The 24,718-nt window shown below is 66.1% G+C and carries 26 protein-coding genes and 2 tRNA genes; 12 read left to right on the forward strand and 16 right to left on the reverse strand.

The window, feature by feature from the left end; translation table 11 throughout:
• The first annotated feature begins 45 nt into the window (after positions 1-45).
• Positions 46-1,476 carry a metalloprotease TldD gene (gene tldD / locus ABIC32_RS07770; RefSeq protein ID WP_354073661.1) on the forward strand — a complete coding sequence of 477 codons (1,431 nt, stop codon included), beginning with the start codon at positions 46-48 and terminating at the stop codon, positions 1,474-1,476.
• Positions 1,477-1,535: 59 nt separating this feature from the next.
• Positions 1,536-1,823: a hypothetical protein gene (locus tag ABIC32_RS07775; protein WP_045809440.1), complete on the forward strand. Its 288-nt coding sequence runs from the start codon at positions 1,536-1,538 to the stop codon at positions 1,821-1,823.
• Between the two features lie 3 nt (positions 1,824-1,826).
• Here the strand turns inward: ABIC32_RS07775 and ABIC32_RS07780 are convergent, their stop codons facing one another.
• Positions 1,827-2,738, reverse strand: coding sequence for a TraB/GumN family protein (locus ABIC32_RS07780; protein WP_354073663.1), 912 nt, complete (start codon positions 2,736-2,738; stop codon positions 1,827-1,829).
• Positions 2,739-2,925: 187 nt separating this feature from the next.
• On the opposite strand from ABIC32_RS07780, the gene ABIC32_RS07785 reads away from it, so the two are divergent.
• Positions 2,926-5,010 (forward strand): TonB-dependent receptor plug domain-containing protein, encoded by a 2,085-nt coding sequence (locus ABIC32_RS07785; RefSeq protein WP_354073665.1) that lies wholly within the window; start codon positions 2,926-2,928, stop codon positions 5,008-5,010.
• A gap of 70 nt (positions 5,011-5,080) precedes the next feature.
• On the opposite strand, the gene ABIC32_RS07790 is transcribed toward ABIC32_RS07785, so the two are convergent.
• The gene (locus tag ABIC32_RS07790; RefSeq protein ID WP_502909318.1) at positions 5,081-6,865 is read right to left on the reverse strand and encodes a peptide MFS transporter; all 1,785 of its coding nucleotides are present in this window, start codon (positions 6,863-6,865) and stop codon (positions 5,081-5,083) included.
• A 261-nt stretch (positions 6,866-7,126) separates the two neighbouring features.
• On the opposite strand from ABIC32_RS07790, the gene ABIC32_RS07795 reads away from it, so the two are divergent.
• Positions 7,127-8,278, forward strand: a complete 1,152-nt coding sequence (locus tag ABIC32_RS07795; protein WP_354073667.1) for an N-acetyltransferase — start codon at positions 7,127-7,129, stop codon at positions 8,276-8,278.
• Here the strand turns inward: ABIC32_RS07795 and mscL are convergent, their stop codons facing one another.
• From mscL to aroA, 7 genes are all read right to left on the reverse strand, one after another.
• The gene (mscL, locus tag ABIC32_RS07800) at positions 8,279-8,701 is read right to left on the reverse strand and encodes a large-conductance mechanosensitive channel protein MscL (protein ID WP_066624021.1); all 423 of its coding nucleotides are present in this window, start codon (positions 8,699-8,701) and stop codon (positions 8,279-8,281) included.
• A gap of 23 nt (positions 8,702-8,724) precedes the next feature.
• A complete protein-coding gene (locus ABIC32_RS07805) occupies positions 8,725-9,015 on the reverse strand; it encodes an integration host factor subunit beta (RefSeq protein ID WP_039244165.1) in 291 nt (96 codons plus the stop codon).
• A 328-nt stretch (positions 9,016-9,343) separates the two neighbouring features.
• The gene (rpsA, locus tag ABIC32_RS07810; RefSeq protein ID WP_066552585.1) at positions 9,344-11,047 is read right to left on the reverse strand and encodes a 30S ribosomal protein S1; all 1,704 of its coding nucleotides are present in this window, start codon (positions 11,045-11,047) and stop codon (positions 9,344-9,346) included.
• A 198-nt stretch (positions 11,048-11,245) separates the two neighbouring features.
• On the reverse strand, positions 11,246-11,890 hold the full coding sequence (cmk, locus tag ABIC32_RS07815) for a (d)CMP kinase (RefSeq protein ID WP_165115386.1): 645 nt from the start codon (positions 11,888-11,890) through the stop codon (positions 11,246-11,248).
• 100 nt (positions 11,891-11,990) lie between these two features.
• Complete coding sequence (locus ABIC32_RS07820; protein WP_354073670.1) at positions 11,991-12,272, reverse strand: hypothetical protein; 282 nt, start codon at positions 12,270-12,272, stop codon at positions 11,991-11,993.
• On the reverse strand, positions 12,269-12,529 hold the full coding sequence (locus ABIC32_RS07825) for a hypothetical protein (RefSeq protein ID WP_146756771.1): 261 nt from the start codon (positions 12,527-12,529) through the stop codon (positions 12,269-12,271). Before ABIC32_RS07825 ends, ABIC32_RS07820 begins: the two co-directional genes overlap by 4 nt.
• Before the next feature lie 5 nt (positions 12,530-12,534).
• The gene (gene aroA / locus ABIC32_RS07830) at positions 12,535-13,857 is read right to left on the reverse strand and encodes a 3-phosphoshikimate 1-carboxyvinyltransferase (RefSeq protein WP_502909329.1); all 1,323 of its coding nucleotides are present in this window, start codon (positions 13,855-13,857) and stop codon (positions 12,535-12,537) included.
• A gap of 122 nt (positions 13,858-13,979) precedes the next feature.
• Between aroA and ABIC32_RS07835 the strand changes: the two genes are divergently transcribed.
• Both ABIC32_RS07835 and ABIC32_RS07840 read left to right on the forward strand, forming a co-directional pair.
• A complete protein-coding gene (locus ABIC32_RS07835) occupies positions 13,980-14,441 on the forward strand; it encodes a TIGR02300 family protein (RefSeq protein ID WP_055752793.1) in 462 nt (153 codons plus the stop codon).
• Positions 14,442-14,731: 290 nt separating this feature from the next.
• Positions 14,732-14,807: transfer RNA gene (locus ABIC32_RS07840), tRNA-Ala, on the forward strand.
• 165 nt (positions 14,808-14,972) lie between these two features.
• Here ABIC32_RS07840 and ABIC32_RS07845 read toward each other — a convergent pair.
• Entirely contained in the window at positions 14,973-15,296 is a 324-nt protein-coding gene (locus ABIC32_RS07845) for a hypothetical protein (protein WP_354073675.1), read from the reverse strand.
• Positions 15,297-15,376: 80 nt separating this feature from the next.
• Positions 15,377-16,453, reverse strand: a complete 1,077-nt coding sequence (gene rsgA, locus ABIC32_RS07850; protein WP_354073677.1) for a ribosome small subunit-dependent GTPase A — start codon at positions 16,451-16,453, stop codon at positions 15,377-15,379.
• A gap of 177 nt (positions 16,454-16,630) precedes the next feature.
• On the opposite strand from rsgA, the gene ABIC32_RS07855 reads away from it, so the two are divergent.
• Positions 16,631-16,882, forward strand: a complete 252-nt coding sequence (locus ABIC32_RS07855; RefSeq protein ID WP_354073679.1) for a DUF2171 domain-containing protein — start codon at positions 16,631-16,633, stop codon at positions 16,880-16,882.
• Between the two features lie 18 nt (positions 16,883-16,900).
• Here ABIC32_RS07855 and ABIC32_RS07860 read toward each other — a convergent pair whose 3' ends face one another.
• Positions 16,901-17,554: a DUF1345 domain-containing protein gene (locus ABIC32_RS07860; protein WP_199059707.1), complete on the reverse strand. Its 654-nt coding sequence runs from the start codon at positions 17,552-17,554 to the stop codon at positions 16,901-16,903.
• A gap of 146 nt (positions 17,555-17,700) precedes the next feature.
• Here ABIC32_RS07860 and ABIC32_RS07865 point away from each other — a divergent pair, with 146 nt between their 5' ends.
• Together ABIC32_RS07865 and ABIC32_RS07870 are read left to right on the forward strand one after the other, a co-directional pair.
• Positions 17,701-17,844, forward strand: a complete 144-nt coding sequence (locus tag ABIC32_RS07865) for a hypothetical protein (RefSeq protein WP_153925618.1) — start codon at positions 17,701-17,703, stop codon at positions 17,842-17,844.
• A 189-nt stretch (positions 17,845-18,033) separates the two neighbouring features.
• On the forward strand, positions 18,034-18,696 hold the full coding sequence (locus ABIC32_RS07870) for a DNA polymerase III subunit epsilon (RefSeq protein WP_354073682.1): 663 nt from the start codon (positions 18,034-18,036) through the stop codon (positions 18,694-18,696).
• Between the two features lie 52 nt (positions 18,697-18,748).
• Here the strand turns inward: ABIC32_RS07870 and ABIC32_RS07875 are convergent.
• Together ABIC32_RS07875 and cpdR are read right to left on the reverse strand one after the other, a co-directional pair.
• A tRNA-Val gene (locus ABIC32_RS07875) sits at positions 18,749-18,823 on the reverse strand.
• Between the two features lie 136 nt (positions 18,824-18,959).
• A complete protein-coding gene (gene cpdR / locus ABIC32_RS07880) occupies positions 18,960-19,316 on the reverse strand; it encodes a cell cycle two-component system response regulator CpdR (RefSeq protein ID WP_017506825.1) in 357 nt (118 codons plus the stop codon).
• A 112-nt stretch (positions 19,317-19,428) separates the two neighbouring features.
• Between cpdR and ABIC32_RS07885 the strand changes: the two genes are divergently transcribed.
• Positions 19,429-20,253, forward strand: a complete 825-nt coding sequence (locus tag ABIC32_RS07885; RefSeq protein ID WP_354073684.1) for an N-formylglutamate amidohydrolase — start codon at positions 19,429-19,431, stop codon at positions 20,251-20,253.
• Positions 20,254-20,513: 260 nt separating this feature from the next.
• Here ABIC32_RS07885 and ABIC32_RS07890 read toward each other — a convergent pair whose 3' ends face one another.
• Positions 20,514-21,197: a DUF599 domain-containing protein gene (locus ABIC32_RS07890; RefSeq protein ID WP_055803258.1), complete on the reverse strand. Its 684-nt coding sequence runs from the start codon at positions 21,195-21,197 to the stop codon at positions 20,514-20,516.
• Between the two features lie 139 nt (positions 21,198-21,336).
• Between ABIC32_RS07890 and ppa the strand changes: the two genes are divergently transcribed.
• Both ppa and hslU read left to right on the forward strand, forming a co-directional pair.
• Positions 21,337-21,897, forward strand: coding sequence for an inorganic diphosphatase (gene ppa, locus ABIC32_RS07895; protein WP_354073687.1), 561 nt, complete (start codon positions 21,337-21,339; stop codon positions 21,895-21,897).
• Between the two features lie 185 nt (positions 21,898-22,082).
• Positions 22,083-23,384 carry an ATP-dependent protease ATPase subunit HslU gene (gene hslU, locus ABIC32_RS07900; RefSeq protein ID WP_354073689.1) on the forward strand — a complete coding sequence of 434 codons (1,302 nt, stop codon included), beginning with the start codon at positions 22,083-22,085 and terminating at the stop codon, positions 23,382-23,384.
• On the opposite strand, the gene ABIC32_RS07905 is transcribed toward hslU, so the two are convergent.
• Positions 23,374-24,678, reverse strand: coding sequence for a YihY/virulence factor BrkB family protein (locus ABIC32_RS07905; RefSeq protein ID WP_354073691.1), 1,305 nt, complete (start codon positions 24,676-24,678; stop codon positions 23,374-23,376). The genes hslU and ABIC32_RS07905 overlap by 11 nt on opposite strands.
• Positions 24,679-24,718 lie beyond the last annotated feature (40 nt).

Genomic DNA, 24,718 nt, shown 5'->3' on the forward strand with positions numbered 1-24,718 from the left:
CGCCGGGCAGGTGACGAAACGGCCTTCAGCCCCTACCTACAGGCCATGACCGTTCACGCCTCCCCGCCGCCCATCCTCGACGCCGCCGGCGTCGATACTGACGAAGCCCTGTCGATCCTGAAGACGGCCCTGGCCGGCGCCGACGACGGCGAACTGTTCCTGGAGCGGTCCGAGAGCGAGAGCCTGGTGTTCGACGACGGTCGGCTGAAGTCCGCCGCCTATGACGCGACCGAGGGCTTCGGCCTGCGGGTCGTAGCAGGCGAGACGGCCGGTTACGCCCACGCCAACGAGATCTCGGCCGCCGCCCTGCGTCGCGCCGCCGACAGCGCGGCTCTGGCCAAACAAGGGCATGAGGCCCGGGTCGCCGAAGGGCCCCGCGCCACCAATCAGAAACTGTATGGCGAGGTCGATCCCCTCGCCTCGCCCGCCTTCTCCGACAAGATCGCCTTGCTGGCCGAGATCGACGCCTGGGCGCGCGCCCGCGATCCGCGTGTGGTCCAGGTGTCCGCCTCCCTGATCGGCGAACGTCGCGCCATCGAAATCCTGCGCGCCGACGAACGGGCAGTGCGCGATGTTCGCCCCCTCGTCCGGCTGAACGTCTCCGTCACCGTCGAACAGAACGGCAAGCGCGAGAGCGCCTCGTCCGGCGCCGGCGGCCGGGCCGGATTCGAGGCCTGGGTCGCGCCCGAACGCTGGCAGGCCCAGGTGGACGAGGCCCTGCGTCAGGCCCTGGTCAATCTGGACGCCGTCGATTGTCCGGCGGGCGAGATGGACGTGGTCCTGGGCGCCGGCTGGCCCGGCGTGCTGCTGCACGAGGCCATTGGCCACGGCTTCGAGGGCGACTTCCACCGCAAGGGGTCGTCGGTCTTCAACGACATGATGGGCCAGCGCGTCGCCGCCCCCGGCGTCACCGTGGTCGATGACGGCTCGATCGCCGGACGGCGCGGTTCGCTGTCGGTCGATGACGAGGGCACGCCCACCTCGCGCACTGTGCTGATCGAGGACGGGATCATGGTCGGGTTGATGCATGACCGGCTGTCGGCGCGGCAGTTGGGCGTCGCCGCCACCGGCAACGGCCGGCGCCAGTCCTTCGCCCATATGCCGATGCCGCGCATGACCAACACCTTCATGGAGGGCGGCCGAGACTCCAAGGCCGACATGATCGCCAATACGAAGCGCGGCCTCTACGCCGCCAACTTCTCGGGCGGTCAGGTGGACATCACCAACGGCAAGTTCGTGTTCCAGTGCAATGAGGCCTATCTGATCGAGGACGGGGTGATCACCGCACCCGTCCGCGGCGCGACCCTGATCGGCGATGGGGCCACGGCCCTGACCAAGATTCAGATGGTTGGCGACGACTTCGCCTTCGATCCGGGCGTCGGCGTCTGCGGCAAGGCCGGACAAGGCGTGCCCGTCGGCATCGGCCAACCCAGCCTCAAGATCGGCGGCCTGACGGTCGGCGGCACCGCCGTCTAAGCGAGCGGAACCGTATCGTCACGAAGCGTGTTTCCCCGCCACACTGGAGAGGAAACACCATGCCTACCGAACGCGAAGTCCAACATCCCGATGGCCGGGTCGAACGCATCACCGAGACCAGCGCGGCGCCCACCACCGTCGTCGAGCGTCGCGGTAGCGGCATGGGCGCCATCGTCGCTCTGATCGTCGGCCTGCTGGCCGTTCTGGTGATCGGCTACTTCCTGATGAACATGAACCGCAGCGACGCGGTGAAGGACAACGCCATCGCCGGCGCCGCCGAGAGCGTCGGCAACGCCGCCGACAACATCGGCGAAGCCGCGCGCGACGCCGTTCCGGAACGCAAGTAACCTCTAGCGCGCCGATTGAGTGGGGGCGGAGGGGCGCCATTCGGGACCGATCGGTTCCAGCCCCTCCGCCTCCAGCCGATCCAATACGCCGTTCGGCTCGGCCAATAGCCGCAAGGGCGCGATGGCGACGGTGACCCCGGCCTCGGCCAGCGCCTTGTCCACCGCCGTATTCCATATCCGACGCAGATCGTCCGCCTGGGCCATCACCGACCAGTAGGAACAGGCGGTCGCCGCCTTTTCCAGGGGCGAGTCCAGCACCGCCGGGATGCGGCGCAGACGCCAGTTCTCCGCACGCTGCGCGCCCGCCTCGACCCCAGCCTCCGCCGCCGTCGCCGCAGCGTCGATGCAGTCGAGATAGCGTTCGGGCGGCGTCGTCAGAACCTTTTCGATTAATTCGTCCCCCCTGAAGATGCCGACGGGTTCAGCCGGCGTGCGGTTGGCGCGCGTCGCCTGACGGACCAGGCCGGACACCGGACGCCCTCCGCTGCTGTAGCCGCCCAGTTCCATCAGATCGCCCGACAGGATCAGCATGCTGTCGCGGGTCGGGCCTTCGCCTGTCAGGCTTTCGACCCGGGCTTCAAGGTCAGGTGACAGATAGTCGGCGCTGGTGCGCCCGTTCGGCAAACGGGTCAGCGTCCGGAAACGCCAGATCAGCCGGCCCACATCGGCCAGCGAGGCCCGCCCCTCGACGGGAAACAGAACGCGGTCCGCACGATCAACCGCCGAAATGAGCGCGTCGGTGCGCCACTCCATCTTTCTGGGCAAACCGTCGATCGATCCGACCAGGATCAGAACGCTGTCGCCGCGCCGCACCTCCCACATCGGCGCCTCGATCCGGCGGGCGGTGACGACGATATCCTCGACGGCGTCCGAGGGCGCGTCCTGCGCGACGGCAGGCGCGGTCGTCAGCGCCATCGCGGCAAGTAAAAGCAATAGAGAAGAAGAGCGTCTGATCATTACATCGCTGTAAACTTCATTACTGGCACTGGTGTAATGAAATCGCTGTAATGATGTCGTCGATTTAATCCACCTTGCGGCCTTGTAACTGGAGATGAACGCTGCGGATCGGCACACCTCTCGCCAACACCCGAGGGGAAGACCAATGAAAAAGACCCTGCTGCTGGCCAGCACCGCCCTGATTTTCACCGCCGGCGCCGCATTCGCCGCCGACGCCTCCGACGCAGACAAGACCCAAGTCGCCGAGGCCCCCGTGCCGACCGGCCCGACCAACCAGGCGCCCCTGGCCGACGCCAGCCAGCGCGGCGTGCTGGTCTTCACGCCGGACTTCTTCGCCGCCCAGCGCCCCAATACGGCGCTCGACATGGTCAACCGGGTCCCCGGCTTCTCCATCGACAATGGATCGGGCGCGCGCGGTTTCGAAGGGGCGGTCGGCAATGTGCTGATCAACAACAACCGTCCCGCCTCAAAGAACGACTCGGGTTCGAACGTCCTGGGCCGGACCCTGGCCAATCAGGTCGAGCGTATCGAACTGATCCGGGGCGGTGCGCCGGGCATCGATATGCAGGGCTATTCCGTCGTCGTGAACGTCATCCTGAAGACGACCGACAGCCGCCAGTCGATCCTGACCTGGAACGCCATGCTGTTCGAAGGCGGCCATGACATCTATGGCGGCTCCTATCAGTTCACGCAGAACAAGGGCGACCGCAGCTGGGGCGTGACCCTGTCGGACGGCATGGGATCCAGCGATTCTAACGGCGTCGGTCGGTCGGTCCGTCGCAACGCCGCCGGCGATGTCATCCGCGACGAGCGTTTTGAAAACGACGGCTGGGGCGGCGGTCAGGGCATTCGCGGCAACTACACCGGCCCGCTGTTCGGCGGAAAGCTGGAAGGCACCGCCCGCTATGGTCTGAATGACTATCAGAACTGGACCGAACTCTCGTCGCCCACCTCCCTGCGCCGCAGCGACTATGCCGAAGACGGCGACTCCGGTGAGCTGGGCCTGACCTGGACCCGCACCCTGAACCCGCGCTGGACCCTGGAGACGCGTCTGATCCACGAGTTCTCTAGCTTTGACAGCGTCTCGGGCAGCAATGAGACGCTGAACGGGACGGCGGCGCCGGAGCAGCAGTTCAAGTCCAACGGCGACTCGTCGGAATCCATCCTGCGCGCTCTGGTGCGTCACGAACGCTCGCCCGCCCTAACGATCGAGGCCGGCGCCGAGATCGCCTACAATATGCTGGACGTGAACCAGGCCTTCACCATCGGCGGCGTCGGCGTTCCCCTGCCCAGCGCCTCGGTCAAGGTCGAGGAGACGCGCGGCGAGGCCTTCAGCAAGGCGACCTGGCGGATCAATCCGAAGCTGACGCTGGAGGGCGGCGTGCGCCTCGAGGCCTCCACCATCAGCCAATCGGGCGATGCGGACCAGGAAAAGAGCTTCTTCTTCGCCAAGCCGCGGCTGCTGGCGACCTGGACGCCGATGGCGGACAACCAGCTGCGTTTCCGCTTCGAGCGCGAACTGGGTCAACTGGACTTCGGCGACTTCGCCGCCTCGGCCGAACTGGACGACGGGACGGTGTTCGGCGGCAACGTCGATCTGGAGCCGGAACAGCGCTGGATTTCCGAGCTGTCCTATGAGCGCCGCTTCTGGGGCGAGGGCGTGGTCTCGATCGGCTATCGCCACGACCGCATCATCGACGTGATCGACCGCCTGCCCCTGCCCGGCGGCCTGTCGGCGACCGGCAACATCGGCGACGGAACGCTGGATCAGCTGTCGCTGAACGTGGTCGTGCCGCTGGACAAGGTCGGGATTTCCGGCGCCCGCTTCACCTTCAGGAACGACTGGAACAAGACCAGCGTCAACGACCCGACCACGGGCGAGGACCGCCGAATCTCGGGCGTGCGCCCCAGCCAGGCCAATGTCGGCTTCCAGCAAGACATCACCTCGTGGAAGACCCAGTGGGGGATCAACTGGCTGCCGCGTCTGGGCCAGGCGACCTACGATCCGGACCAGACCTTCGCCTGGCGCGGCGCGGACTATCTGGAGGCCTTCGTCGAATACAAGCCCAGCCCGACCCTGTCGCTGCGCGCCCAGCTGAACCTGTGGGACGACTTCACCCAGCAGCGCACAGTCTACGCCACGCGCAATCCGCGCACGGTCGCCTTCGTCGAGGAGCGCTCCATCGACCCGCGCACCTTCGTCTCGTTGCGGGTCCGCAAGACCTTCTAAGGTCGCGCTTCACGCAGCAAAAAGCCCCGGCGGATCGCTCCGCCGGGGCTTTTCCTTGATCAGGCGTCGATCAGTGGATGCCGGCCATACCCTTTTTAAGCAAGGGCGAGATCAGCAAGAGGAAGACGCCGACGCCGACGCCCGTCCAGCCGATGGTTCCAAAGATCGAGCCATAGGTTTGAAGCGCCAGTTCGGGGCTGGTGACGACCCCGGCGACAGTGTCGGTCGCCGTCGCCTTGGCGATGATGCCGGCGACGATGTGGGCAACCGAGCTGGATAGGAACCAAACGCCCATCATCATGCCGACCACGCGCGCCACCGACAGTTTGGTGATCATCGAAAGGCCGACGGGCGATAGGCACAGCTCGCCGATCGTGTGGAAGAAGTAGGTCAGGAACAGGAAGATCAACGGCACACGGAAGGCATCGTTGGCCTGACCCGCCGCGGCCCACGTCAAGACGAGGAAACCGAAGCCGACGAAGACCAGACCAAACGAGAATTTGACCGGCGTGGACGGCTCAAGCTTGCGCTTGGCCAGCCAGACCCAAAGCGCAGCCATGATCGGGCCGCCGATAACGATGATACCCGGGTTGAACATCTGGGTGTAGCCAGCGTTGAACCAGCTTGGCATCTGGGTCGATTGGTCCGCGAACAGAGTCAGCGAGGAGCCGGCCTGTTCGAATAGAGCCCAGAACAGCACCGAGAAGAAGATCAGCACCTGGGCGACCAGCATCCGGGTCCGCTCGGAACCCTTCAAACGGAACACGGTAAAGCCGACAACGGCGGCGAAGATGACGCCGGCGATCCACGGCAGCGCTGTCTCGATGATCTCGTGACGCTGCATCAGCATCCATGTCGGAATGACGGCGACTAGGCCGGCGATCCAGAAGAAGGGCACCAGCGGCACGCCCAGAATGGAGCGCCCTTGAATCGGAACCGGCGGTCCGCCGCGGCCTTCAAGCCAAGACTGCCCCAGAACAAAGGTCAGCAGACCCAGCAGCATGCCGATGCCGGCAAGCCCGAAACCGTAGGCCCAGCCATAGTTGAAGCCCAGATAGGAGCAGGCGGCCGTGGCCAGGAACGATCCGAGGTTGATGCCGACGTAGAAGATCGTGAATCCGCCGTCGCGACGTGGATCATTCTCGTCGTAAAGAGCGCCGACGACGGTCGAGATGTTGGCCTTCAGGAAGCCGACGCCCACGATGATGAGGGCCAAAGCGAGGAAGAGGACGGGTTCGCCGACTTTCAGATCGCGCTCGGTTTCCAGCGTGTAGCCGCCGGTCGCGGTGAAGGCAGGGAAGCCGGCGGCGGCGGCGGCTTGCGGCGCAGCCTGTGTCGCGGGATCCAAGGCGCCGGTCGGAGGCGTGCCCATACCTGTGCCCACGGCTGCAGCGGCGGCGTCGGCGGCGTTCGCGGCGGATGGTTCGGCCCCAACCGTGGAGACCCCCTCGGGAGAGATCGCGATCTGGACGCGCTCATCGCCATTGACGGCGAACATCTTGCGGTTCTGATCGCGTCCTTCGACCTGGATTTGATAGGTCGTGTCGCCGATGGTCAGGCTTTCGCGTCCACCCGTGCCTTCGAAGGCCATGGTGAAGTGGCCGAGCACCAAAAGAACTGCGCCAATGATGACAGCCTTTCGCGATCCGAGATAGCGGTCAGCAATCAGGCCGCCGAGAACCGGCATCAGATAAACAAGGGCGGCGTAGGCGGCGTAGATGCCTTGAGCCTCGGCCGGTCCGAACAGGAAGTGCTGCGTCAGATACAGCACCAGCAGGGCGCGCATGCCGTAGTAGGAAAACCGCTCCCACATCTCGGTGAAGAACAGGATCACCAGCCCCCGAGGGTGCCCCAAGAAAGTCTTGCGAGGCGCGAGCGCCCCCCCATCCGTCGCTGTCAACGGCTCACTCCCAACTGCCGCGCCGCTTATCGGGCGCGCGAAAGGCGCATACCCAGCACAGCGGGGGAATTCGAACAAGTGTTAAGGCTGTCGCGGGGGTGGCCAGGCGACGCGCGAGGAAAGCGAAAAACAACCCTGGGTGACGCCCAATGGCGCACATCCTGCTAGGTCGGTCGTCAGAAACGCTCGCGGTTTCATAATGGGAAGGCGCGCCAGATGTCTGTCAGACCGATCGCCGCTCCAGACCATGAGGCGCTGAACCGGCTGCATCGTCAGGTCGGCTGGCCCGAGCGGTCGCCGGCCGGATGGCGCTGGCTCGAGGCCAATCCGGCGCGGTTGGCGCTGGGCGCGCCCGCGGGATGGGTGGTCGCCGACGCGGACGACAACGCCGTCGCCATGCTGGGGAACTTCATCCAGCGGTTTCGCCACGGCGCCCAGGACCACTTCGGCGCCACCGGCTTTTCGATCATCGTGCCGCCCAGCCAGAAGGGCGCCAGCCGGCCGCTGATCCGCACCTTTTTGAAACAGCCAAGGCTGTTCGCCCGCTACACCTTCAACGCCAATGCGCGCTCGGCGCCGCTGTACGGCCTGTTCGACATGAAGCCCTGGCCGGCGCAGACCCACGGCCTGAAGCTTTCGTGGATCACCGACCGTCTGGCCTGCGCCCAAGGTCGTGTTTTGCGCCTGCTGCTGGGCCGCACCTCCGCCGAGACCGCCGCTTATCTGGGCGAGCGGCTGATGAACGGGCGCGTGTTTCGCCAGACGCCGCTGCTGCTGCCGGCTGGGGTGACGATGCTGCGCGACTTGTCGGACGCCTCGCCCTATGCGGACTTCTGGTGCCGGCTGTCGCAAGAAGATCGTCTGCTGGCGGATCGCAGTCCGGACATCCTGCGCTGGCGGTTGGCGGACCCTGACCTGACCCTGCCGCCGGTCATGCTGGCCTGCGTCAGGGACGGCCGCATCGTCGGGATGGCGATGGCGCAGATGACCAAGACCAGCCTGATCGAGCCGCCCTATCTGGACATCCTCGATCTGATCGCGCTGGAGACGGCGCCCGAGGCGATCCCGCTTCTGACCCAGGCTCTGATCGACAACGCGCGTGCGCTGGGCGCCGCCAAGGTGCGCCTGCAAATGGTGACGCCGCGCCTGTTGGCGCAGTTGGGCGATCTGGCGAAGACGGCGCGGCGCGAAGGCGGCTGGGGACACTGCCACGCCATCATCGACGATCCTGCGCTGGCGGCCGCCTGGGCGCCGACACCGTTCGACGGCGACTACGGCATCTGTTCGCGCACGCCGCCGATGCCCAAACCCTTGGCTGACGCCGCAATCACGCGCCCGACCTTGGGCGGGCGCGTGTCCAAGGCCTGATCAGGCGTTGGGGCGGGCCTTCAGCTCGTCGCGGATCTCGGCAAGCAGCGCTTCGGTCGCCGTCGGCGCGGCGGGCGCCGGATCGGGCTTGGCGGCTTCCTGACGACGCAAGGCGTTGATGCCCTTGACCACAAGGAAGACGACCCAGGCGACGATCAGGAACTGGATCACAGTGTTCAGGAAGGCGCCGTATTGGATCGCCACCTTCTCGACGGCTTCGGTCGCAGGGTTCTCAGCCCTCAGCACCCATTCCAGTTCCGAGAAATCGATGCCGCCGGTGATCAGGCCGATGGGCGGCATCACGACCTGATCGACCAGGCTTTTGACGATGCCGTTGAAGGCGGCGCCGATGATCACGCCGACCGCCAGGTCCACGACATTGCCCTTGACCGCGAACTCGCGAAACTCCGACAACAGGCTCATGAGATTTCCTTGAGAAAGTTAGATCAGGCGTCGCCCGAGGCGTTCAGCCGCTCGCGCAGCTCCTTGCCGCTCTTGAAGAAGGGGACGGCCTTGGCGGGCACCTCGACGGTTTCGCCAGTACGCGGATTGCGACCCGCGCGCGCCGGGCGCGACCGCACAGACAGGGCGCCGAAACCGCGCAACTCGACCCGGCCGCCTTCGGACAAGGCCGAGGTCATGGTGTTGAGGATCACATTGACCAGCCGCTCGACCTCGGCGTGGGTCAGGTGGGTATTTTCCGCTGCAAGCTTCTCGATCAGTTCGGACTTGATCATCTGCGCCCCCGCGAGCTCGGAATGACGGGCTGTTTCGCCCGCCGTCGATCCAGAGCCCACACCCTAACCCTCGACAGGCTCTGGAAAAAGCCCTTATCCGACAATGATGCGCGCCATTCGCAAGAAAAATGTCCGGAAGTGGACACAGGGGTGTGCCAGACAGAGAAAAGGGCGACGGGATTGCTCCCGCCGCCCTCATTCGTTGTCGCTATCGCAGAGCGCGCGGCGCTCTGCTGCTTGAGCGAGATTGCCGCTATCGCAGAGCGCGCGGCGCTCTGCTGATTGAGCGAGGCGACCGAAGGACGCGATGCGTCCTTCGGCCTGAGCCTTACTCCTTGGTGCCGGCGTTCTTCAGCGCGGCGCCCAGGATGTCGCCCAGCGAAGCGCCCGAATCGGACGATCCGAACTGTTCGATGGCTTCCTGCTCGTCCTTCATTTCCAGCGCCTTGATCGACACGGAGACGCGGCGCGAGGCCTTGTCCACGGCGGTGATCATGGCGTCGACGCGGTCGCCGACGGCGAAGCGTTCCGGACGTTGCTCGTTGCGATCGCGCGACAGGTCCGACTTGCGAACGAAGGCCGTGACCGGCGCGTCGTCTTCACCGAACTTGACCTCGATGCCGCCCGACTCGATCGCCGTCACGGTGACGGTGATCTGCTGGCCGCGGCGATAGGTGTCGCCCTCGCCGATCGGATCGCCGCCCAGCTGCTTGATGCCAAGCGAGACGCGTTCCTTCTCGACGTCGACGTCCAGGACCTTGGCCTTGACCATCTCGCCCTTGCGGTAGCGCTGGATGGCTTCTTCACCCGACACCGACCAGTCGAGGTCGGACAGGTGCACCATGCCGTCGATGTCGTTGTCCAGGCCGATGAACAGGCCGAACTCGGTGGCGTTCTTGACTTCGCCCTCGACGGTCGAACCGATCGGGTTGTTGGCGACGAAAGCGTCCCACGGATTGTCCTGAGCCTGCTTCAGGCCCAGCGAGATGCGGCGCTTGGAGGCGTCGACATCCAGAACCACGACGTCGACTTCCTGCGAGGTCGAGACGATCTTGCCAGGGTGGACGTTCTTCTTGGTCCAGGACATTTCCGAGACGTGCACCAGGCCCTCGACACCGGCTTCCAGCTCCACGAAGGCGCCGTAGTCGGTGATGTTGGTGATGCGGCCCGTGTACTTGGCGCCGACCGGATACTTGGCTTCCACGCCGTCCCAGGGGTCCGACTGCAGTTGCTTCATGCCCAGCGAGATACGCTGGGTGTCCGGGTTGATCTTGACGATCTGGACCTTGACGGTGTCGCCGACGGCCAGAACCTGGCTCGGGTGCGAAACGCGCTTCCACGACATGTCGGTGACGTGCAGCAGGCCGTCGATGCCGCCCAGGTCAACGAACGCGCCGTAGTCGGTGATGTTCTTGACGACGCCTTCGCGGACTTCACCCTCGGCCAGCTGACCGACCAGTTCCGTGCGCTGTTCGGCGCGGGCTTCTTCCAGGATGGCGCGACGCGACACGACGATATTGCCGCGCGGACGGTCCATCTTCAGGATGGCGAAGGGCTGTTCCTTGCCCATCAGCGGGCCGACGTCGCGGACCGGACGGATGTCGACTTGCGAACCGGGCAGGAAGGCCGAGGCGCCGCCCAGGTCGACGGTGAAGCCGCCCTTGACGCGACCGACGATGGCGCCGTTGACCGGCTGGCCTTCGGCGAACACGACTTCCAGACGGGTCCAGGCTTCTTCGCGACGGGCCTTGTCGCGGCTGATGACGGCTTCGCCCAGGGCGTTCTCGACGCGCTCCAGGTAAACCTCGACGTTGTCGCCGACCTTGGGCAGGGCGCCATCGTCGCCTTGGCCGAATTCGCGCATGGCGATGCGGCCTTCGGTCTTCAGACCAACGTCGATGATGACGATGTCTTTTTCGATGCCGACGACGCGGCCGTGCACGACCTGGCCTTCGCCGAAGTCGCGACCCGACAGTTGTTCGTCGAGCAGCGCCGAGAAGTCGTCGCGCGTGGGGTTGAGAGTATCAGACATGAAGCTCTGGTGTTTCCAGTGGGGCTGTGGCGTGTGACCGAAGAACGATCCCGCGCGAGGTGGACCCCTGACGCAGCGAAAGGCGGCGCGCGGGGCGATGGGAAAAGATGGAATCAGGTCGTCGGGATGCGAGGCCGTTCAGAACGATCAAAACGCCCGCGGAGGCCGAGGGTGGGAGCGTTGGATTTGCGAAATAGGTCAGAGACCGTGTTTCGCGCGCGCCGCCTCGACGATACGGCGGGCCGCATCGAAGGCGGCCTCTATACCCAGATCGGTCGTATCCAGCAAGACCGCGTCATCGGCCTGAACCATCGGGGCCGCCCCGCGCCCGGCGTCGCGCTCGTCGCGGCGCTGGATGTCGGCCAGCATGGCGTCAAAGGCGATGTCCGAACCGCGCGCCGTCAGCTGTTTCCAGCGGCGTGTGGCCCGCACCTCGGGCGTTGCGGTGACGAACAATTTGGCCTGAGCGTTCGGCGCGATGACCGTGCCGATGTCGCGTCCGTCGAGAACCGCTCCGCCCGCCTGGGCCGCGAACGCCTGCTGCAGCTCCAGCAGAGCCGCCCGCACGCCTGCGAAGCTGGCGACACGGCTGGCGGCCTCGCCCGCCTCGCCTGTCGTCAGGCGCGGATCGTCCGACAGACCAGCCGCGTCGAGGCCCCGCGCCGCCTGCGTCGCTGCGGCTTCGTCATCCAGCGATCCGCCGTCCGCCAGCACCTTTGCGCCCACGGCTCGGTACAGCAGCCCCGTATCCAGATGCGGCAGACCATAGGTCTGGGCCAGACGCGCGGCGATGGTCCCCTTGCCAGAGGCGGCCGGTCCGTCGACGGCGATGATCAGGGTCAAGCAGGTCTCCGCAGCGCGTGGCGCATTTCAATCTCGATCCCAAACGCACGGGAGGCCGAACCTGATAGCGAGGATCGCCCGACCAATCCAGCCGCAGGCCTCAGTCTCGGCGTCCGACCAAATCACGAATTGCAAGGCCGGCCAGCAGGACCGCCAGGCCCGCCCCGGCCGCAACCGACGCCACATAGAAGCAGACCACACTCCAAAACAGCAGGGGTCGGTCCTCCAACAGAACGTCCGGCCCCTTTCGGTTGTTCAGCACCCCGGCATCCAGGCTTTGGACGATTTCTCGGGCTCCGATCACGCAGAACCAGCCGATCAGGATCGCTATCGCCAGCGTCAGGATCGGCTTGATCCAGCCCGACGGCCCCGGCCGGTTCACGACCATGCCTTCCAACGCGCCAGAACCACGACCGCGAAGGCCGCCAAACCCAGCCAAACCAAACAGGCGACGCCGCTCAGCGCCACGGTCGAATAGAAGAAGGCGTCGCCCTCGGCCCTGAGATGCACGGCGCCATGCTTGCCCGAGACCCGGCCTGTCGTCACCCCTTGCCAGACGATCCAAGCCGTCCAGCCGGCTCCGCCCAGACAGGTCAGAAGACCAAGGACCGCGATGCCTCGACCGACGACGTCGCGCACGGGCTTCACGCGATCCGCCCGCCCAGGCCGTTCATCATCTCGACGAAGCCGGGGAAGCTGGTGGCGATCATCCCAGGCTCGTCGACCGAGACCGGCTGTTCGGCGGCCAGGCCCAGGACCAGATGGCTCATGGCGATGCGGTGGTCGTGGGCGGTGTGGACCAGGCCGCCGCCACGCACCGACCTGCCTTGGCCGGCGCCGGTGACGATGAAGCCTTCCGGCTCCTCCTCGACCTGAACGCCGCAGGCGCGCAGGCCCTCGACCATCAGCGAAATCCGGTCGCTTTCCTTGACCCGCATTTCACCCACACCGCGCATGACGGTGACGCCGTCCGCAAAGGCCGCCGTCGCCGCCAGGATCGGATATTCGTCGATCATCGAGGCGGCGCGATCCTCGGGCACGACCACGCCCTTCAGGGACGAGTGACGGGCGGTGATGTCGCCGACCTCTTCGCCCCCGGCCTCACGCTGGTTGGTGATGGTCAGGTCGGCGCCCATCTCGATCCAGGTGTCGAACAGGCCGGTGCGAAGCGGGTTCAGCATCACGCCCTCGACCGTGACCTCCGACCCCGGCACGATCAGCCCCGCTGCCAGGGGAAACGCCGCCGAGGACGGATCGCCCGGCACGGCGACGAAGGTCCCGGTCAGGGCCTGACCGCCCTTCAGCGTCACCTTCCAGCCCCCGCCCCTCTCCTCGACGCCCACCTCGGCGCCGAAGGCCCGCAGCATCCGCTCGGTGTGGTCGCGGCTCTTTTCGGGCTCGACCACCGAGGTGACGCCCTCGGCGTTCAGACCCGCCAGCAGGATGGCCGACTTCACCTGGGCCGAGGCCACCGTCTGCACATAGTCGACGGCCTTCAGCGCGCCGCCGGTCAGGGCCACAGGAAGCCGATCCTCGGCCGCCTGCCAGTCGAACGCCGCGCCCATCTCGGCCAGCGGTCCCGTGACCCGCTTCATCGGACGCTTCCTCAGCGAACCGTCGCCATCGAAGGTCGCCGTCAGCGGATAGCCGGCCGCCGCCCCCATCAGCAGGCGCACCCCGGTTCCCGCGTTGCCGCAGTCGATCACCGAAGCCGGCGTCTTAAAGCCCCCCGCCCCCTCGATCCGCCATCTGCCGTCGCCGGTCCGCGCGACCTTGGCGCCGAAGGCTTCGACCGCGCGGGCGGTGGCCAGGACGTCGTCGCCTTCCAGAAGGCCCTCGACCTCGGTCACGCCCGACGCCATTCCGCCCAGGATCATCGATCGGTGCGACATCGACTTGTCGCCCGGCGCGCGGACCTTTCCGGTCAGGGCGGATGCGCGGCGTGAAGTCAGTTGGGACGGCATGATCACCCGCTTCAGGCTGTATTGTGCGAAGGGCCGCGCGGGCGGCGCGAAAGACAGCTTTTGACAGCGGGTCAAAGGGGTGGCAAGGGACCGCCCCGAATTCAACCCGTTGAAAGCATCCAAACGTGGCCAATCCCGAACTGGGCGCCAAACAGGTCTGCCCCAACTGCCAGGCGAAGTTTTACGACCTGAACCGTCGCCCTGCACACTGCCCCAAATGCGGAACCGACTTCGATCCCGAAGAGGCGATGAAGCTGCGCAGCCGCCGCGCCCGTCCCGGCTATCCGTCCGACGATGAGGACACGGAAGATCAGGTCAAGGACAAGAAGGTCGACGGCGACGAGGACGAGGAAGACGACGTCAAGACGCCGGAAATCGACGAGGAAGGCCACGAGCCGATCCTGACCCCGGACGACGAGGACGAAGACTCCCCGGCTGACGCCTCGGAAGAAGCCGGCATGGGCTCGACCGACGGCGACGACGATCTGCTGGCCGACGACGATGACGACTCCGTGCCGTTCATCGAGGACGAAGACGACGACTCGATCGACGACGAGATCGCCAAGCCGTCGCGCGACGACGACTAAATTCTTGGGCCTATCGCGCTTCGCGCGACTTGAAGCCCGACTTGCTGTGGGCTTCTCGCGATCTGGCTCAGATTCTTGTTGCACCCGCCGCATTTCCCGTTAGGGAGACGCGGCGGGACAGCAGGCCTTTCACACCTTTCGGTTTGAAAAACCTGCGTATTTTCACCCTTGGGAACGCGGTGAAAATAAATCTCGAAACGGGCTTGATCGCAGAAAAAGCCTGACCTAGTTTCCGCCGCCTCGCCGGGGGCCATCGCAAGATGAACCGGGCGATCCAGACCGACAGGTCCGGGGCTTTAGCTCAGTTGGTAGAGCGCTTGCATGGCATGCAAGAGGTCAGCGGTTCGACTCCGCTAAGCTCCACCATCGTCACCTCCGAGCACCGCAAGGTGTTCGGAGGGACGGCCATCCTCCCCCACATTTTCGATCCGCAGAAGTCGCCAGTCGGCGCGCGGCTAGGCGCCCATCTCTCGTCCGATGACGAATGCGGCAGGCGGCTCGATCCGAACCTCCCGCCGCGATAGCCGCCGATCAGTTCTCGACTTCGGTCGATCCCTGGCGGAACTCTTCGGCCGGCACGAAGGCCGAGCCTTCTTCATCCAGCACCCAGACGCCGATCAGCGCGGAGTGATCCGGGGTGACGTCTTCGTCCAGCAGATCGCCCTCATAGACGCCGACATTGCTGTAATCGAAATCCAGCAGCAGTTGATCGGCCATGTCGATCATTTCGTCGGCCATGCGGCGTGCATAACCCACCGCCTCGCTGGCGTCGGAAAAGTCGTCCGTCAACGTGTTGACCTCTGCGGCCTCGCTGCCCTGGACGGCGCTGGTGGTGACGATGGTGAATGCGGACATGGTGATCTTTCTTGAGTCTAAGGACTTCACCTAGCCCGTTTGGCCCCGCAACACGTCGAAATTCGGTTGCGCCATCGACGCTATCGATCGGCCCCGCCCCGGTCGTTGCGCTTCGTCGCGCGATAGACCTTCTGCAGGCCGCCCAGCCGCCGACGTTCCGCAGCCTTGGCGATCCGTTCCGCCTTATCCCCCGCCGCCGCCAGTTCCGACTTCAGCTTCTGGAAATGCGCCCAGCGCGATCCCTCCAGCGCGCCGTCCGCCAGGGCCGCTTGGACAGCGCATCCCGGCTCGCTCACATGGCCGCAGTTGGTGAAGCGGCACTCCTGCATCAGGTGTTCGATATCGTCGAAGACCGCTTCCACACCTTCTTCGGCGTCGATCAGGCCCACTTCGCGGATGCCGGGCGTGTCGATGATGAGACCGCCGCCGGGCAGCGGGAGCAGCTGGCGGTGGCTGGTGGTATGTCGTCCCTGGTCGTCGGATGCGCGGATTGCCTGGGTCGCCATCCGATCCTCGTTCAGGAAAGCGTTGACCAAGGTGGACTTGCCGACACCCGACGAGCCGATCAGGACACAGGTCTCGCCCGGCTTCACCTGAAGACGCAGCGCCTCCAGGCCGACGCCTTCGCGCGCCGAGACGGTCAGGACCAGGGTCTGCGTTTCCAGCGCCGCCACCTGAGCGGCCTCGGCTTGGGGGTCCGCGCTGAGATCCGACTTCGTCAGAACGAGAACAGGCCGCGCTCCGCTGTCCATCGCCGCAGCCAGGAAACGCTGTATCCGGCGCGGATTCAGATCCGCATTCAGCGAGGTGACGACGAAGGCCACGTCGATATTGGCCGCCAGGATTTGGGTTCGACGCGCGCTGTCCGCCGCCCGCCGCACGAAGGCCGTATGGCGAGGCAGGACGGCATGGATGGTGGCGGCGCCGTCCTGAGGGTTCGGCGACAGCGCCACCCAGTCGCCCACTGCAGGGGGCCCAGTCTCCTGGGCTTCGTGCCTCAGTCGGCCGGACGCCTTGGCCTGAAGCTCGCCCGCATCCGTGACGACCAGATAGCCGTTGCGATGCTGGAGGATCACGCGGCCCGGCGTGTGCCCGGCATGGGCATGCGGCGCAAACGCCATCGCCCAGACTTCGGACCATCCATACTGTTCGATCAAGTCAACGGCATCCCTGTCGCTCGCGCTCCTCAGCCGGCTTGTGCTGAACACTGTCCCAAAGCCTTGCCAGTCGGCGGGGCCGCGAACAAGCATGCTCGCCGTCCCAGCGCCTCGGGAACGAAATGTCGGTCGGCGGCGCTCCGCTATCGAGACGATGTTCAGCGAGGAAAAACAGCGATGAGCGAGATCAAGGAAGGCATGGAAGTCATCGGAGCCGACGGCGTGCACGTCGGCGTCGTGGATCGGGTCGAGAGCGACCGAATCAAGCTGACGCGGCGCGAGAACACCGGCGCCCACGCCGATCACCACGACTATATCGAGAACGGCTTCGTCGCCGGCGTCGAGGGCGACAAGGTGCGCCTGTCGGCCAACGCCGATGTCGCCGTCACCCTTGAGGAAGAAGAGTCCGGCCGCCCGGTCGATCTCTGACCGAACGGCTGCGCGTGCCTAAAGCAGCGTGGCGGCCAGGTTGACCGTCAGCGCCAGGATAACGGCGTTGAAGAACCAGGCGATCAGGCTGTGAAACGTCGCCAAGCCGCGCAGCTTGCGGCTGGAAATTTGCACATCGGCCGTCTGGTTCGCCACGCCGATGATCAGGGCGAAGTGTAGAAAGTCCCAGTAGTCCGCGTCCTCCTCACCCGGAAAGACCAGCCCGCCCTGATCGCCCTTGCCGTCGTCACGCGGGGCGTAGAAGCCGTGGGCGTAATGCAGAGCGAAGATGATGTGCACGTACAGCCACGACAGGCCGACGGTGCACACTGAAAAGACCGCCTGCCCAACGGTCGGCTTGCCGTCGCTGGCCACCATGGCGAGGACGAGGACCACGACGCTGGCCACGGCGGCCGCCATGCTGAGCGGCAGGACCATAACGCCGGCCTGATCCAGTTCCGCCGCGCGGCGTCGCATCGCCTCCTGCGAACGCGCGCGGAAAATCCGCGCGAAGGTCGCGACGAGAAACGTCGCCACGCCCGCGTCCCAGCCAGCCGCCAATCGCATTGGCCAGCCGACGCTGGCCGGCGCCAGCGCCGCGACGGCCGCCAGGACCAGAAGTCCGAGCCATAGCGACAAATGCAGACGGAACAGGCGCGCGACAGATCCCATGCCGCGAGATTGCGCATTCCTGGTCGCACGTCTAGCGACCGCGCGGCCTGCGGGGCGGCTACGACAAAATGGATTTCGTCCCATTGAGGGACATGTCTGTCGGCGACGTCATAGAAGTGTCGCTTATCGTTTCGGGGGAAACGCAAATGCTGGTGTCGATCGTGATCGGCGAGGCTCTCTATCTGGCGCATCGCTGTCGGCGGGCGCTGATCGCCTCGCCCGTGGTGCTGGTCGGTCTGTGGGCCGTGATGACCGTCATGCCGCACGGGTCGGTGCACTTGCCGAACTGACGACGCGCCGTCGGCGGTCTTTCCAGGCGCCGGACCGAATCCGGCGCCCCAGGCGTTATCAGGTGTGAAAGCCACGCCGAGGACGCCCTGACCGACTTCACGCCATCGCCCCAACGCATCCGCATCATCGACCTGGAGACGGCCGGATCCGGCCCTCAGGACGTCTGCGAGATCGGCTGGCAGGACGTGGTGCGCGACGGGGCCGGCCCATGGCGTCTGGATGCGACGCGCGGCGCCCATTTCGTAAATCCCGGACGGCCGATCTCGCCCGACACCATGGCGATCCACCACATTCTGGACGAGTGGGTTCAAGACGCCGGCTATTGGAAGGCCGTCGCCCCGCTCATCCTTCGTCCCGAGGCGGGCGTGATCGCCCTGGCGGCTCACCGCGCCAGCTTCGAGCAGCGGTATTGCACCCCTGCCCTGTCAGGCGGCGCAAAGTGGATCTGCACCTGGAAATGCGCCCTGCGGCTGTGGCCCGACCTGCCGCGCTTCTCCAACCAGATGCTGCGCTATCTGCGCCGGCCCGAGGGCTTGGTGCATGCACTGGGCCTGCCGGCGCATCGCGCCCTGCCAGACGCCTATGTCACCGCCCATCATCTTCGCGACATGCTAAACCAGACGACCGTCGAGCAGCTACTGGCCTGGAGCCGCGAACCGGGATTGCTGCCCCGCGTGCCCGCGGGCCCTGAACGCGGCAAGGCGTGGAGTGCGGTGGATGCCGACCGGCTTCAGGTCCTAGCGTCGGGACGCGACATCGACATCGCCTTCACCGCCGCGACCGAGCTTCGCCGTCGCGGCCTGATGACGGAAACGACCGTCAGGACGTCGGATCAGGGACGGCTGCTCTAGCGCGCAAACGCCACCCAGAGCTGATGGCGATTGATCTGAAAAGAAAGGGAAGTGGTGGACGCGACAGGGATTGAACCTGTGACCCCCTCGATGTCAACGAGGTGCTCTCCCGCTGAGCTACGCATCCGCCGTAGGGCTCCGAAAAACGTCTTCGGAGCGGGAAGAGCGGTCGTATAGCGGCGAGGCCGGTCGGCATCAAGCCGATTTAACGGCAAGAATGCGATTTCTCGCCAAACGCCGCTCGGCCCAGTCGCAGCGAAGGTTCAGGCGGCGACCATCCGCTCGACCTCATTGACCAGATCGCGCAGGTGGACGGGCTTGGACAACACCTTGGCGTCCGGCGTGGCCTGGGCGGCGGTCAGGGCCACGGCGGCGAAGCCGGTGATGAACATGATGCGCAGGCCGGGTTGGCGAGCGGCGGCGACGCGGGCGACCTCGATCCCGTCGGCGCCCGGCATGACGATGTCGGTCAGCAGCAGGTCGTAGGGACCGTGTTCCAGGGCGTCGATCGCGTCGTCGCCGTTCTCGCAGTCGATGACCTGGTGGCCTGCCCGCTCCAGCGCGCGCGTCAGAAATCCGCGCAACGAACCGTCGTCTTCGGCCAGGAGGATACGCGCCATTCGAGAAACACCCTTGAAACAGACCGCAAACCTAGAGCCCGAACGGTAAACCGCCGATGAAATTCGCCGATCAGCCGACTTCCTTCCACAGCGAAACGCGCTAAGCGGAAGCATGACCGACGGCGGCGACAGCTTTTCGATCACCGCCCCGGCGGCGGACGCGCCCGCGACGGCGTTGATCTTCGCCTCGCCCCACTCGGGCGACCTCTATCCCGACGACATGGGCGCGACGCCGGGTCTGTCGCGCGCCAGCCTGAAAAGCGCTGAGGACGCGCTGGTCGGGCGCTTGATCGCAGAGGGACCGCGCAGAGGCGCCGCGCTGATCGAAGGGCGGATCGGCCGGGCCTATGTCGATCTGAACCGTGATCCCTCTGAGCTTGACCCGGCCCTGATTGAGGATCTGGAGGGGGCGGTCGGGGCCAAGACGGCCGCCGGTTATGGCGTGATCCCCCGATTGGCCGGCGACGGGACGCCGCTCTATGCGCGCCGGCTGACGATGGCGGAGGCCAGACACCGCATCGCCAGGATCCACGCGCCCTATCACCAAGCCTTGGGCGACCTGATGCAGGCGACGCGCGCGACGCACGGACGAGCCGTGCTGATCGACTGGCATTCGATGCCGGCGCGCGCCGTCGGGGCGGAGGTCGTGCTGGGCGATCGTTACGGCTCGGCGTGCAGCGCGCGGCTCAGCCGACGTCTGCGCGACTTGTTCGAGGGCTTGGGCTGGCGCGTGGCGCAGAACCATCCCTACGCCGGCGGTTGGTCCACCCAGCGATGGGGACGGCCGGACGAAGGCTATGAGGCCATCCAGATCGAGCTGAGCCGCAAACTCTATCTGGACGAGACGACGCTGGCCCCCAACGCGACCTACGCCAAGACGCAAAACGCGCTGTCCCGCGTGATCGCCGCCCTGTGCGCAGACGATTGGTCGGCCTGACTGATCGCTGATCAGATCAAAAAAAAAGCCGCACCCGAAGGTGCGGCATTAAAAGTCTATAGGGAGGAAACGCCCAGGAAGGGCAAGACGCCCGGAGGCGTCAGAGGTCAACTTAGGTTGCGATGCACAATAGGTCAAGAGCAGTGCGCGCCTGCACGGTCACGCCTTGTTACTCAAATATGGCGGGTCGCCTAACAAGACGGCGCTCTTTCGACGAAAGTCGGACGGGTGCTCAATCTCGCAACTGCGAAAGGATCGGTTTAGTTGTCCAACAGCCGCCGCGCATTGCGAATGGCGCGAGCGGCGGGCGACGCTTCCTGACGATAGATCAACAGGCCGAACGAGGACGCCACACCCAAGGCCAGCCACAGCGGTCCAAACAGCCAGGCCGCCGCCGCCAGGGCGAAGTAATAGCCGCGCACACCCTGACTGAAGGAACTGAGCGCCGGGTTCAAAAGCTGGCCCGCCGCCTCGCTGAAGGCCTTGCGGTCGGTCTTGGTGTGGATCTCCGGCGCCGCGCCGATCAGCGCCAGGGCGTAGTTCATCTGACGCAGCGCCCAGATAAAATCCAGAAAACCGCGCGCCAGGCAGATCAGCACCAGCGCAAGCTTGGCCTCCAGAATCTTCATCGGCACGTTTTCGGCGCCGACGGCGGCGAACCCCTGAAGCGCGCTCTCGCCGCCGAACAGGATGCCCGCGACCGCCGCGATCAGCAGCAGGTTGGTGGAGGCGAAGAAGGAGGCGGAGTTGATCGAATGACCCATCAGCTGGCTGTCGATCAGCTTCATCTCGCGATGGGTCATGGACTGCATCCAGGCCGCCCGGACATGCTCCATATCCTGGTTCAGCGAGCCGCCCCGTCGGCTGATGAAAGCCAGGATGGGGCTGTATCCCAGCCAGCAGATGAAGAAGAGGGCCAGCGCCGCCCAATCGGTCCAGGTCATGATCCAGATGTCCGCGATGATGCGCCGCGACGCAAGTCCGCCGGGCCCGTGTTCGCCACATGTCGCCCTTGCCGTGACGGGCCGGGGAGCCTATCACCCTTCGCCTTTCAAAGTTTCGCAGTCGCAGCAAAGACCCGCCATGAACCTCGACGCCATTCCCGTCGGCCCGAACGCTCCCTGGGACATCAACGTCATCATCGAAATTCCGCAGGGCGGCCTGCCGGTGAAATACGAGATGGATAAGGCCTCGGGCGCCCTGTTCGTCGACCGCTTCCTGCACACCGCCATGTACTATCCGGGCAACTACGGTTTCGTGCCGCACACCCTGTCGGACGACGGCGACCCCTGCGACGTGATCGTGTTGAACCCGACCCCTGTCGTTCCGGGCTGCGTCATCCGTTCGCGTCCTATCGGCGTGCTGAAGATGACAGACGAGGCCGGCGGCGACGAAAAGATCCTGGCCGTGCCGGTCGACAAGCTGAACCCCTATTACACCGAGATCGCCAGCTATCGTCAGCTGCCGGCCATCCTGATCGAGCAGATCGAGCACTTCTTCACCCGCTACAAGGACCTGGAGAAGGGCAAGTCGGTCAAGGTCGAGGGCTGGGGCGACGCCGGCGAGGCCGCCGACCTGATCGCCAAGGGCATGCAGGTCCACCAGGACAAGCTGGCCAAGAACAAGGCCGCAAACGCCGCTTGATCCGGGCGACAAGCGTTCCAAGCATTGAAGGCGTCCTCCCATCGGGGGACGCCTTTTTGCTGGGCGATCTGCTATCGCCGCAGCGCTGATCCCGGAGGAGACATAGTCGGCAGCCTTGGGTTGAAATTCGGCTGCGACGCCCCGCCCCTCTCCCGCAACGGTTCGGCCTCTCCTATCTGCGTCGCATGACCGAACTGACCCCCCGCGAGATCGTCTCCGAACTGGATCGCTATATCGTCGGCCAGAACGACGCCAAGCGCGCCGTCGCCGTCGCCCTGAGGAACCGCTGGCGCCGGAAGCGCGTGCCGGCCGACCTGCGCGACGAGGTGACGCCCAAGAACATCCTGATGATCGGCCCCACCGGCGTCGGCAAGACAGAGATCGCGCGTCGGCTGGCGCGGCTGGCCGGCTCGCCCTTCCTGAAGGTCGAGGCGACCAAGTTCACCGAGGTCGGCTATGTCGGTCGCGACGTGGATCAGATCGTGCGCGACCTGGTCGAAAGCGCGCTGATCATGGTGCGCGAGCGCCGGCGCGGCGACGTGCAGGCCAAGGCCGAGGCCGCCGCCGAGGACCGGATCCTGGACGCCCTGGTCGGACCGGGCGCGGGGCCCGCGACGCGCGACAGTTTTCGAAAGAAGCTGCGGGCCGGAGAGCTGGACGACAAGGAGATCGAGATCGCGCTGGCCGACACCGCCTCTCCGATCCAGGGCCTGGACATTCCGGGCGGCGGCAACGTCGGCCTGCTGAACCTGTCGGAGATGCTGGGGAAGATGGGCGGCGGGCGTACCAAGACCGTCAAGCTGGCGGTGCGCGATGCGACGACGCCCCTGATCGCTGAAGAGGGCGACAAGCTGCTGGATCAGGACAGCCTGACGCAGGAGGCGCTGAAACTGGCCGAGAACGAGGGCATCGTCTTCCTGGACGAGATCGACAAGGTTGCGGCCCGGCAAGGCGCATCCGGCGCCGACGTGTCGCGTGAGGGGGTGCAGCGCGACTTGCTGCCCCTGATCGAGGGCACCACGGTCTCGACGAAATACGGGCCGGTGAAGACCGACCATGTGCTCTTCATCGCCTCGGGCGCCTTCCACGTCGCCAAGCCCAGCGACCTGCTGCCCGAGCTTCAGGGACGGCTGCCGATCCGGGTCGAGCTGAAGGCCCTGACGCGCGACGACTTCAAGCGCATCCTGACCGAGCCGGAAGCCAATCTGATCCGTCAGAACCAGGCCCTGCTGGCGACCGAGGACGTGACCCTGACCTTCACCGACGATGCGGTCGAGGCGATGGCCGATGCGGCGGTGGCGGCCAACAGCGCGGTCGAGAACATCGGCGCGCGCCGGCTTCAGACCGTGATGGAGCGGGTGCTGGAAGAAACCAGCTTCAAGGCCTCGGACCTGTCGGGCAAGACCGTGACCTTCGACGGCGATGCGGTGCGCGAGAAGATGGACGCCCTGACCAAGGACGTCGATCTGAGCCGTTTCATTCTATAGCGACGCGCTCGGCGGCCTTGCGGTTCTGGCGGCCGCGCAGGCGGTCCGCCACCCGCTCGGCCTGGCGCTGGGTGAAGGCGAGAGCTGCTGGGTTGCCGCGTCGGGCGCCGATGCTGTCGGCGACCTTGGCGCCGCGCTCGCCGATCGGCAGGGGCTTACCGGTCGTGGTGTCCACGGCGGTCTGGTGCTCGATCTCGGCGTTCAGCTCGGCGCCCATCAGGATCACCTGCACCGACAGCCAGGTCCACAGCAGGAAACCCATCATGGCCGCCAGCGGGCCGTAGCTGTCGGTCCGCACGAAGTTGGACAGATACCAGCTGAACAGGAAGGACACCGTCAGGCTGAGCACCGCCGCGAAGATCGCGCCCGGTGTGACCCAGCGCCAACGCGCGCGCTGACGGCAGGGGCCATAGCGGTAGATGACGGTCAGGGCCGCGATATAGCCCGCGAGCAGCAGCGGCCAGCGCAGCGGGGCGATCAGGCCCCACTCCTCCTCCAGCCCGAACAGCCGCACCACCACCGGCACGCCGACGACAAGGACCGAGGTCAGCAGCACGGCGATGATGGCCCCGACGGTGAAGGCCATGCAGATCAGGTTGTAGCGCACGATGTTGCGGCGTTCGACCTCGTGGTAGGCGACGTTCAGGCCGTAGAACAGCACCTTGACCGCCCCGTTGGCGGTCCACAGCGACAGGGCCAGGGTCCAGGCCAGGGTGAAGGTCAGCTGGCTGTTGGAGTTCTCGGCCAGACGCTGCATCTCCCCGCCCAGGAACTCGGCGATGCTGTCGGGCAGCAGGGCGTAGAGGAACTGCAGCCGCCCCCATGCGTCGGTCGGATCGGCGAACAGGCCGTAGAGGGTGACGAACGTCCCCAACAGCGGGAACAGCGACAGCAGGGTGAAGAAGGTCACGCCGCCGGCGACGAAGCCGACCCGGTCGCCGAAATAGGACCCGCCGGTGCGCCAGACGATGTCGGACCAGCCTCTGTGCGGAATGTGCTCGGGCCGTTTGGCCATGCGGCCGCGACCGGGCTCCTGGGCCTCATAGTCCTCGGGCGTCGGGACCTTGGGCGGCAGGGGCTCGGGGCGGGGGGCGCGCAGTTCGACCCCGACCTTGTGGCCCTGGCTGTAGAGCAGGTGGGCGGCGCCGGCGCCGGCGGCCAGACCCCCGGCGGCGGCGGCCAGGAACTTCCACACCCGGCCGCGCTCGGCCGGCGCCGGCGTCCGGGCGAACAGGTTGCGAAGCGGGGCGAGGCGGGAGGGGCGGCGCGCTGTCATCCCGACGCGAACGGTCAAGCTGGCCTGACGTTCCCTGCCGTCGCGCTTGAAATCGGCG

Origin of the sequence: Brevundimonas sp. 1080 (genome assembly GCF_040545985.1) — a bacterium.
Lineage (GTDB): Bacteria > Pseudomonadota > Alphaproteobacteria > Caulobacterales > Caulobacteraceae > Brevundimonas.

What these genes read in the sequence shown, in the direction of transcription:
- tldD (WP_354073661.1), top strand. Translation starts at nt 46, where the DNA reads ATGACCGTTCACGCCTCCCCGCCGCCCATCCTCGACGCCGCCGGCGTC.
- ABIC32_RS07775 (WP_045809440.1), top strand. Translation starts at nt 1,536, where the DNA reads ATGCCTACCGAACGCGAAGTCCAACATCCCGATGGCCGGGTCGAACGC.
- ABIC32_RS07780 (WP_354073663.1), bottom strand. Translation starts at nt 2,738, where the DNA reads ATGGCGCTGACGACCGCGCCTGCCGTCGCGCAGGACGCGCCCTCGGAC.
- ABIC32_RS07785 (WP_354073665.1), top strand. Translation starts at nt 2,926, where the DNA reads ATGAAAAAGACCCTGCTGCTGGCCAGCACCGCCCTGATTTTCACCGCC.
- ABIC32_RS07795 (WP_354073667.1), top strand. Translation starts at nt 7,127, where the DNA reads ATGTCTGTCAGACCGATCGCCGCTCCAGACCATGAGGCGCTGAACCGG.
- mscL (WP_066624021.1), bottom strand. Translation starts at nt 8,701, where the DNA reads ATGAGCCTGTTGTCGGAGTTTCGCGAGTTCGCGGTCAAGGGCAATGTC.
- ABIC32_RS07805 (WP_039244165.1), bottom strand. Translation starts at nt 9,015, where the DNA reads ATGATCAAGTCCGAACTGATCGAGAAGCTTGCAGCGGAAAATACCCAC.
- rpsA (WP_066552585.1), bottom strand. Translation starts at nt 11,047, where the DNA reads ATGTCTGATACTCTCAACCCCACGCGCGACGACTTCTCGGCGCTGCTC.
- ABIC32_RS07845 (WP_354073675.1), bottom strand. Translation starts at nt 15,296, where the DNA reads ATGTCCGCATTCACCATCGTCACCACCAGCGCCGTCCAGGGCAGCGAG.
- ABIC32_RS07855 (WP_354073679.1), top strand. Translation starts at nt 16,631, where the DNA reads ATGAGCGAGATCAAGGAAGGCATGGAAGTCATCGGAGCCGACGGCGTG.
- ABIC32_RS07860 (WP_199059707.1), bottom strand. Translation starts at nt 17,554, where the DNA reads ATGGGATCTGTCGCGCGCCTGTTCCGTCTGCATTTGTCGCTATGGCTC.
- ABIC32_RS07865 (WP_153925618.1), top strand. Translation starts at nt 17,701, where the DNA reads ATGCTGGTGTCGATCGTGATCGGCGAGGCTCTCTATCTGGCGCATCGC.
- cpdR (WP_017506825.1), bottom strand. Translation starts at nt 19,316, where the DNA reads ATGGCGCGTATCCTCCTGGCCGAAGACGACGGTTCGTTGCGCGGATTT.
- ABIC32_RS07885 (WP_354073684.1), top strand. Translation starts at nt 19,429, where the DNA reads ATGACCGACGGCGGCGACAGCTTTTCGATCACCGCCCCGGCGGCGGAC.
- ABIC32_RS07890 (WP_055803258.1), bottom strand. Translation starts at nt 21,197, where the DNA reads ATGACCTGGACCGATTGGGCGGCGCTGGCCCTCTTCTTCATCTGCTGG.
- ppa (WP_354073687.1), top strand. Translation starts at nt 21,337, where the DNA reads ATGAACCTCGACGCCATTCCCGTCGGCCCGAACGCTCCCTGGGACATC.
- hslU (WP_354073689.1), top strand. Translation starts at nt 22,083, where the DNA reads ATGACCGAACTGACCCCCCGCGAGATCGTCTCCGAACTGGATCGCTAT.